The sequence below is a fragment of the Desulfomarina sp. genome (genome assembly GCF_054039375.1).
Map to the genome: position 1 here is coordinate 1 of NZ_JBPLBA010000149.1, position 8513 is coordinate 8513.

Annotated in this window: 6 protein-coding genes; 5 read left to right on the forward strand and 1 reads right to left on the reverse strand. The window is 50.0% G+C overall.

The window, feature by feature from the left end; all coding sequences use genetic code 11:
- The coding region (locus ACXLDX_RS09010) for a helix-hairpin-helix domain-containing protein (RefSeq protein WP_457576843.1) at nucleotides 1-1914 on the forward strand (1914 nt) is incomplete at its 5' end.
- A 160-nt stretch (nucleotides 1915-2074) separates the two neighbouring features.
- Here the strand turns inward: ACXLDX_RS09010 and ACXLDX_RS09015 are convergent.
- Nucleotides 2075-2263, reverse strand: coding sequence for a tautomerase family protein (locus ACXLDX_RS09015; RefSeq protein WP_457576844.1), 189 nt, complete (start codon nucleotides 2261-2263; stop codon nucleotides 2075-2077).
- Between the two features lie 147 nt (nucleotides 2264-2410).
- Here ACXLDX_RS09015 and galE point away from each other — a divergent pair, with 147 nt between their 5' ends.
- From galE to ACXLDX_RS09035, 4 genes are all read left to right on the forward strand, one after another.
- A complete protein-coding gene (gene galE / locus ACXLDX_RS09020; protein WP_457576845.1) occupies nucleotides 2411-3424 on the forward strand; it encodes a UDP-glucose 4-epimerase GalE in 1014 nt (337 codons plus the stop codon).
- Between the two features lie 254 nt (nucleotides 3425-3678).
- Entirely contained in the window at nucleotides 3679-4176 is a 498-nt protein-coding gene (locus tag ACXLDX_RS09025; RefSeq protein WP_457576846.1) for a hydrogenase maturation protease, read from the forward strand.
- 68 nt (nucleotides 4177-4244) lie between these two features.
- Nucleotides 4245-5696 carry a 4Fe-4S dicluster domain-containing protein gene (locus ACXLDX_RS09030; RefSeq protein WP_457576847.1) on the forward strand — a complete coding sequence of 484 codons (1452 nt, stop codon included), beginning with the start codon at nucleotides 4245-4247 and terminating at the stop codon, nucleotides 5694-5696.
- A gap of 194 nt (nucleotides 5697-5890) precedes the next feature.
- Nucleotides 5891-8513, forward strand: a 2623-nt coding sequence (locus ACXLDX_RS09035; RefSeq protein ID WP_457576848.1) for an FAD-dependent oxidoreductase, incomplete at its 3' end; no start/stop codon positions are given.

The window sequence follows — 8513 nt, forward strand, 5'->3', positions numbered from 1 at the left end:
GAGCAGGTTCCGGCGATTGTCCGGGGAGAAATCCCGCTGGAGGATCTGGATGACGCAGGTCTTGTTGAGTGTCTGACGCTCTTTAACCTGCTGTACAGGGGTGGGTTTCCCCTGGTCAGTGACTATGTTTATGATTTTGTCTTCCTGGCTGAACTGAAAAAACGGCAGCCCGATCATCCTTTTCTGCAGAAGGTTGAACCGGAGCCCGTTGTCCTTGTCAAAACCGTTCCTCTGCCGATGCGGATGCTGTCCACTGAAAAGGCTTATGAATTTAAAAGTGTGCAACGGTGGACGGAGAGAATCCGCAGGGCGGCGGAAGGCATCGGTGTAGATTTTCACTCCCTGTTGTTCAGGGCAACACCGAAACTCGACGGTTTTGCAGCCTATGATGACGGTGAAAGATTGTACACCAGGGGAGATGGACGGCGGGGCACCGATATCAGCCGGGTTTTTGCCCGGGGACTTCAGGTGGCCAGGGGAGGAAAGCGGGGGCTGGGACCGGGAGAGATTGTTGTGCGGCGCAGCTATTTTCAGAAAAATCTTGCCCGGTACTACGATAATTCCCGTAATTTTCAGGCAAGCCTGATACGGGAAAAGGAGCTGGACCCACTGGCGGCTGAGGCGATCAGACAGAAAGGTGCCGTTTTTTTCCCGTTTGTTCTATTGCCGGACTGGCGTGGTGTCTGGAAGGAACTATCTGAAAACTTTGAAGATGTTATTGATGACCTGTGGGGTTGTCTTGATTTTGATATTGACGGAATTGTTCTTGAAATTCTTGATGAACGGCTGAAGGAATCAATGGGGGCAACCCGGCATCATCATCGCTGGCAGATTGCCTACAAAAAAAATACGGAGAGTGCCAGGGTCAAAGTGATTGCGGTTACACCTCAGACTTCCCGATCAGGCCGGGTGAATCCGGTAGCGGAGGTGGAACCCACAAGGTTGAGTGGAGCCCTGATCAGACGTGTTACCGTCCACCACTACGGAATGGTTCGGGAAAAGGGAGTGGGGCCGGGGAGTGTGATCGAGCTGTCCAGGAGCGGTGAGGTTATCCCGAAAATAGAAAAGGTGCTGGTGCCGGCCGAGCCGCAGCTTCCCCAAAGTTGCCCCAGTTGCAATTCCGGCCTGATCTGGGACAGTGATTACCTGCGCTGTATTGACAATATGAACTGCCCTGCACAGATAACCCATTCCATCGGCCATTTTTTCAAGACCCTTGGGAATATAGACGGTTTCGGTCCCGCTTCCATAAACAGGCTTTACCAGCATGGGATTCGTTCCGTCTATGGTATCTATACTCTCTCTGTTGGAGAATATGAGAGGATGGGGTTTGGCCCCAAACAGTCGGAAAATATGGTTGCCCAGCTGCAGCGAAGCAGAACAGAGGAGATTGAGGACTGGCGCTTTCTGGCCGCATTCGGTGTATACAGGATGGGGATGGGGAACTGTGAAAAACTCCTTGCCATGTTTCCCCTGGAGAAAGTCTTCAGTCTGACAAGGGAAGATGTGGCATCAATCAAAGGATTTAAGGAAAAAACCGCTGATGCAGTGGTTGACGGCATGAGGGCTATTTATCCTCTTTTTACTCAGCTTTACGGGCTTGGTTTTAATCTGGCAAGAACCCCTGTTGCAGGGCACGGGGAAGGGGATGAATTTTTACCGCTCAAGGGGAAAAATATTGTTTTCACAGGAGCGATGCAGCATGGCAGTCGACAGGAAATGGAAAAGCAGGCGAAACTGCTGGGGGCAAAACCGGGTAAAAGTGTTTCCGGCAGGACCGATATGCTCGTGACCGGACAGCGGGTGGGACCTGCAAAACTTAAAAAGGCGAAGGATGCCGGAATAAAAATAATGACCGAGAGGGAGTATCTGGAGATGATAGCGGACCGGACACAGGGCGGAACCAGTGAGTAGTGAGTGGTTGTCCATAGTTGGTGTCGTTCGGTCCTGATTGTTCGCAGGTGCCGCAGATTTTTTCAGGCTCTTCTTCGCTATAGCCTACCTATGCGGACAAAAGAGACCGTGAAAAGCTGGGGAACCTGTGAGCAATTACGTTCGGTCCTGTGTCCGGGGTTTATTGTTTGGGTTTGAGCAGCTCCCCGTTTTTGGCAATATTTTCATGGCCCACTTCGTCGATAAAGATTATGATCGATTCTGGAGGCTTGTTTGCTTCTCTGGCAATGACGTCTGTAACTCCCCGGCTGATTCCGGCTTTCTGGTCTTTAGTCAGTGTTCCGGCGACCCTGATATTTACATATGGCATAATTGCTCCTTTTTGTTAGAATATAAAATTCAGGTAAAAAATAAGATAGCCTGTTTCAAGGTGTATATAAAGTCTAAATTTTACTGTTTTGTTATTGTAACGGATTCAAAACGGTTCCTATTAAAAATTCATACGGAAATACAAAATATGCATATTCTGGTAACAGGCGGGGCGGGTTATATCGGCAGCCATACATGCCTTGAGCTGTTGGAAAAAGGGGCTCAGGTGAGTGTTGTCGATAATCTTTCCAATTCCAGTCGGGAATCGCTTCGCCGGGTGGAGGAACTGACAGGGAAGAAGATCGATTTTTTCGAGGTTGATATTCTGGACAGGGAGGCCCTTGCGAAAGTTTTTTCCCGATTGTCACCCGGGATTGATGGTGTTATTCATTTCGCAGGAAAAAAGGCGGTAGGGGAGTCAGTGGAAAAACCGCTTCTCTATTATCATAATAATATAACCGGTACACTGATATTGTGTGAAGTGATGGCTGAGTATGGAGTTAAGAGAATTATCTTCAGTTCTTCAGCCACGGTCTACGGTGATCCGGCGACTGTTCCCATCACCGAGGATTTTCCTCTGTCCTGTGCCAATCCATATGGACGGACGAAACTCATGGTGGAGGAGATTTTGCGGGATATTTATACTGCAGATAATGGGTGGGCTGTCTGTCTGTTGCGATATTTTAACCCGGTCGGTGCCCACAGGTCCGGGCGGATCGGGGAAGATCCGGAAGGAATACCCAACAATCTGATGCCCTATATCTCCCAGGTGGCCGTGGGGAAACTGCCGCAGCTTCAGGTCTTCGGTAATGACTATCCCACTCCTGATGGTACAGGTGTCAGGGATTATATCCATGTGGTTGACCTTGCACAGGGCCATGTCGCTGCTTTAAAGAAGCTCCTTGAATCACCGGGGGTTGTTGTCTACAACCTTGGGACAGGAAAGGGATACAGCGTACTGGAGATGGTGGCTGCCTTTGCCGGGGTCAGTGGGCGGGAGGTTCCCTACAAGATAGTCGGCCGCAGGGCGGGGGATATTGCCGCCTGTTATGCGAACCCGGCAAAGGCAGCTCAAGAGTTGGGATGGAAGGCCCGTTTCGGCCTGGTGGAAATGTGCGAGGATACCTGGCGCTGGCAGAAAAACAATCCCCGGGGATACTGAAACCTGTGATTCTGTTGTGCGCATTTCTTGTGCATCCGTTTCTCTTCTCTGGTCCTTTGCAGATCCCAGGTGTGCGACATTGTGGTGTTTTTTTATTGACATCCACACTTGGGTGAAAAAATATTGTGCATATATTGCTAATAGTTCCGGTGGGCTGTCTGTTTTGTGCTGTTTGTGCTGAAATTTGGGGTTGATATTCCATCTATCTGATGGTATTTTCATTAAAACTCAAACCAAAAGGCACTGTTTGCACAATGCGACCAAATAATAAAAAGACAATGATTTTTGGATGCGGCAATGTCATCATGGGTGATGATGGCTATGGGCCAGCCGTGGTGGATGAGCTGCATGCTCATTACGATCTTCCGGAGAACACAGAGGCCGTTGACGTGGGCACCTGTGTCCGGGAATACCTGTTTGATTATCTCCTTACTGAAGAGGGGCGGCCGGATCGGATCATTATTCTGGATGCGGTCGATTTTCCCGATCGTCGCCCCGGTGAAGTGTTTCAGATCCGACCCGATTCCATCCCTGCCAAAAAAATACACGACTTCTCCCTTCATCAGTTTCCCACGGTTAATTTATTGCAGGAACTTGAGGAAAATACAGGGATCAATATCCTGATCCTCGCGGCCCAGGTTGAATATATTCCCAAAGAAATTCAGCCGGGACTTTCTCCCGCCATGTCTGCTGCCGTGAGAAAGGCGTGTGAGAAAATAGTACAGGCAACAGTCCCGGTCAGGGAGGAATAACCGGGATTTATCACTATCCCTTTTCGAGGGTGCCAAACGAAAAAGCTTATTGAGGTGACCTTTTTATGATGTACGAATTTAAAGTCAGCGAGATGGCGGAAGAGTTCGGGGTGCATCGAAATACCATAAGGAACTGGATCAATACCGGTACCCTTCCCGCCAAGGAAGGTCCTGGACGCAAGTATCTTATGGAATTTCATGACTACCAGCTCCTCTGCGAAAAATTTGGGCGTGAACCCCATGTCCATCCTGGGAATCATGTCAGTCCTAATGCTCTGGGAGAGCTGGAAAAAACAGATGTTAAGCCCCTTGAGCTCAGTGGGGAAAAGAGTCGTTTTATTACGGATCCCTCGTTTGCTGATGCCTGCCTGACCTGTGGAACCTGTGCCAGTGCCTGTCCCATCGCTGGCGTTGACGGGCTTGATCCGAGAAAAATTGTCCGTATGGCCGTGCTGGGAATGGACGAAGATCTGATTGATTCGAGTTGGCCATGGAAATGCACAATGTGTGCAAAGTGCGAAGAGGCATGTCCTGCCAATATTCAGATTATCGCGCTTATCAGAAAGATCAGGGGGGCACGGGAGCGAGAGCAGGTTCCCGGTCCTATTCACAAGGGAGTGACCATGTGCCTGGAGCGTGGCAATAACCTGGGCATTCCCAAGGATGATTTCGTCTTTCTCTGTGAGGACCTGGGAGAGGAGCTGGCAGCTGATGAATGTCCCGGATTCAAGACGCCTATTGATGTCCATGGCGCGCGGGTACTTGTCACCGTCAACTCGAAAGAGCCGTTCGGGGAACCGGACGACATGAAGTGGTGGTGGAAGATTTTTTATGCTGCCGGGGAATCCTGGACGATTTCTTCCGAGTACTGGGAAGGGGTCAACTGGGGGCTGTTTTCTGGTGATGACGAGGCGATGAAGACGGTTGTCGGCCGGATCGTCGACAATATGCGGAGGTTGAGCTGCGAGGTTCTCCTTCTGCCGGAGTGAGGCCATGCCTATTTTGCAACCCGGTCCGGGTTGAACAGATGGTATCCGGAAGCACTCAAGGAATTCAGAATTGTCACTGTTTTTGACCTGTTGCTGGAATATGTCAACGAGGGACGGATTCAGCTCGATAAATCGGTTCATGATATGGCCACGGCGTATCATGATCCCTGTAATTACGGCAGGAAGTCACTGAAGACATTTGGTAAGGCCTATTTTGAAGAAGGGCGGGCAGTGACAAAGGCATGCTGCGAAGATGTGCGGGAGTTGAACCCGAACAGAAACGGCGCCTATTGCTGTGGTGCCGGCGGTGGTGCATGGGCCATGCCCTATGCCGAAGAGCGAGTGTTTTATGGAAGGATCAAGGCCCGTCAGATCAGTGAATCAGGGGCAAAACTGGTTGTAGCTCCCTGCCATAACTGCCGTGATCAAATCATGAAGTCCCTCAATAAGGAATATGATCTTGGTATTGAGGTGAAATACCTGTGGGAACTTGTGGCTGATTCCCTGGTTATGTCCGGGCAGAAGAAATAAGAGACTCACAACTGGATCCTGTCGGCAGTCTGTTCCTGCGGGCGTGGAAAATAACCTGAAACGTAATTGCTCACAGGTACCCCCAGCTTTTCACGGTCTCTTTTGTCCGCATAGGTAAGCTATAGCGAAGAAGAGCCTGCAAAAATCTGGGGCACCTGTGAACAATTACAGTTCAGAGGTAATAAAATCATATAATTGCTACCCCTGTGAATAGTTACCCTGAAACAAAAAACCTTTATGGAAATACAGGGTTCAGACCACATAAAAATGAGAGGAAACGTATGCTGGAGACAAAAAAAGTTGGTTCGGTAATGATCGTGGGAGGCGGAGTTACAGGAATGCAGGCCGCCCTGGATCTTGCCGATTCAGGCTATTATGTATACCTGGTCGAAAGGTCCGGAGCCATAGGCGGTGCCATGGCCCAGCTGGACAAAACCTTTCCCACCAATGACTGCTCGATGTGAATTATCGCGCCAAAATTGGTTGAGTGCGGTCGGCACTTGAATATAAAGTTGATGACGCTCAGTGAAGTCACCGGTATTGCAGGCAGTGCCGGAGATTTTACTGTCACTGTCAAGGAATCGCCACGTTACGTGGATATGGACAAATGTATTGCCTGTGGAGCCTGTACGGAAAAATGCCCCAAAAAGGTGGACAGCGAGTATGACGCAGAAACGGGTAAGCGCAAGGCAATTTACGTCAAATACGCCCAGGCTGTCCCTTTGAAATACCAGATTGATCCGGACAGTTGTATTCGTTTGAAAAAACCGGGTGCCTGCGGATTCTGTGAAAAGGTCTGTGATGCCGGGGCCATTAATTTTGATGATACGGAAAAGATTCATGAAATAGAAGTCGGAGCGGTGATTCTTGCTCCGGGTTTTGAGGCGTTTGATCCGACTGATTCAGGTGTATGGGGATACGGAATCTATCCCAATGTCATAACCTCTCTCCAGTTGGAACGGTATCTTTCAGCCTCCGGTCCCACCGAGGGACATCTTGTCAGGCCCTCTGACGGTAAACCGGTAAACAAGGTCGCTTTTCTTCAGTGTATCGGTTCCCGGGATGAAAATCTCTGCGGCAACGGCTATTGTTCCTCGGTCTGCTGTATGTATGCCATCAAGGAAGCGGTTATCGCCAAAGATCACGCACCTGGACTGCAGACATCCATTTTTTATATGGATATGCGGACCCACGGTAAAGAATTTGATCAATACCTGGAAAGGGCGAAGGATGATTCAGGTGTGCGGTTTGTCCGTTGTCGGGTCAACGGTGTGGAAACGGATGGTGAAAGCGGGGACCTGAGGCTCAGCTATGTCAATGAAGAAGGGCGGCAGATAGAAGAATTTTACGATATGGTTGTTCTCTCTGTCGGTCTGCAGACGCCGAAACATGTCCTTGCGCTGGCCTCCAGTTCCGATATTAAATTGACGGCAGATAATTTCGCGGCAACTTCTGATTTCGCCCCGGTACAGACATCGAGGGAAGGGATTTTTACCTGCGGTGCTTTTGCGGGACCAAAAGATATTCCCCAGTCAGTGGTGGAAGGCTCCGCCGCCGCCGCCGCGGTTTCCGATCTGCTGGCACCGGCCCGTTTCGAGTTGACCAGCGAAGCCAGTTTTCCGGAGGAAAAGGATATTTCCCTGGAAACACCGAGAATCGGAGTCTTTGTCTGTCATTGTGGTTCCAATATTGCCGGCGTTGTGGATGTGGAGGCGGTTGAGCAGTATGCTGAGACTCTTCCCGATGTAGTGTATGTGGAACGTAATCTTTTTTCATGTTCCCAGGATACCCAGGAGATGATAGCCAAAAGGATCCGGGAGCAGAATCTGAACCGGATCGTCATTGCCGCATGTACGCCGAGAACCCATGAACCCCTGTTCAGGGAGACACTCAAGGCGGCTGGACTCAATGAATACCTGGTGGAGATGGCCAATATCAGGAACCATGATTCATGGGTGCATAGCGGAGACCCCGGAGCGGCGACATCCAAGGCCAGGGATCTTGTGCGGATGGCGGTTGCCAAGGTGGTCTATTCCTCGTCCCTTAAACCGATCTCCGTTCCCATCACCCAGAAAGGCCTGGTGATAGGAGGGGGCGTTGCCGGAATGACAGCGGCCCTCAATATGGCCGAGCAGGGCTTTGAGGTTCATCTGGTTGAACGTACCGATACATTGGGTGGCAATGCCCTGAACCTGAAACATACCTGGTCGGGAGAACATGTACCGACAGAAGTTGCCAAGCTCATTGAACGTGTGACCGCCAGTGAAAAAATTGTTATTCATCGTCAGTCCGAGGTCGTTGCCGCTGAAGGTTTTGTCGGCAACTTCAAAACAACGTTAAAAGCCAAAAACGGGACAAAGACGGTTGTAGAACATGGGGCCGGGATTGTCGCCACTGGCGCGGAACTCTATATCCCGACGGAGTATAACTATAATTCCATAACCCGGGTGGTTACTTCGGTCCAGTTTGACAAGCTGTATGAACTGAAAGAAATCCATGTGAAAAAGGCCCGTAATTTTGTCTTCATCCAGTGCGTCGGTTCCCGCGAGGAAGGACATATGTATTGCTCGAAGGTGTGCTGCACCCATTCAGTGCAGTCTGCCATTGCCCTGAAAAAGGAGAATGCTGAGCGAAATGTCTATATTCTTTATCGTGACATGCGCACCTATGGTCAGCGGGAGGCCCTTTACAAGGAGGCAAGAAAACTCGGTATTATCTTTATTAATTATGAACTTCATGGAAAACCCAATGTCACCGAAAACGGTCAGGTGATCGATGTGGAGGTCTGGGACCATGTTCTCCATCGGCCAATGAAAA

What these genes read in the sequence shown, in the direction of transcription:
- ACXLDX_RS09015 (WP_457576844.1), bottom strand. Translation starts at nt 2,263, where the DNA reads ATGCCATATGTAAATATCAGGGTCGCCGGAACACTGACTAAAGACCAG.
- galE (WP_457576845.1), top strand. Translation starts at nt 2,411, where the DNA reads ATGCATATTCTGGTAACAGGCGGGGCGGGTTATATCGGCAGCCATACA.
- ACXLDX_RS09025 (WP_457576846.1), top strand. Translation starts at nt 3,679, where the DNA reads ATGCGACCAAATAATAAAAAGACAATGATTTTTGGATGCGGCAATGTC.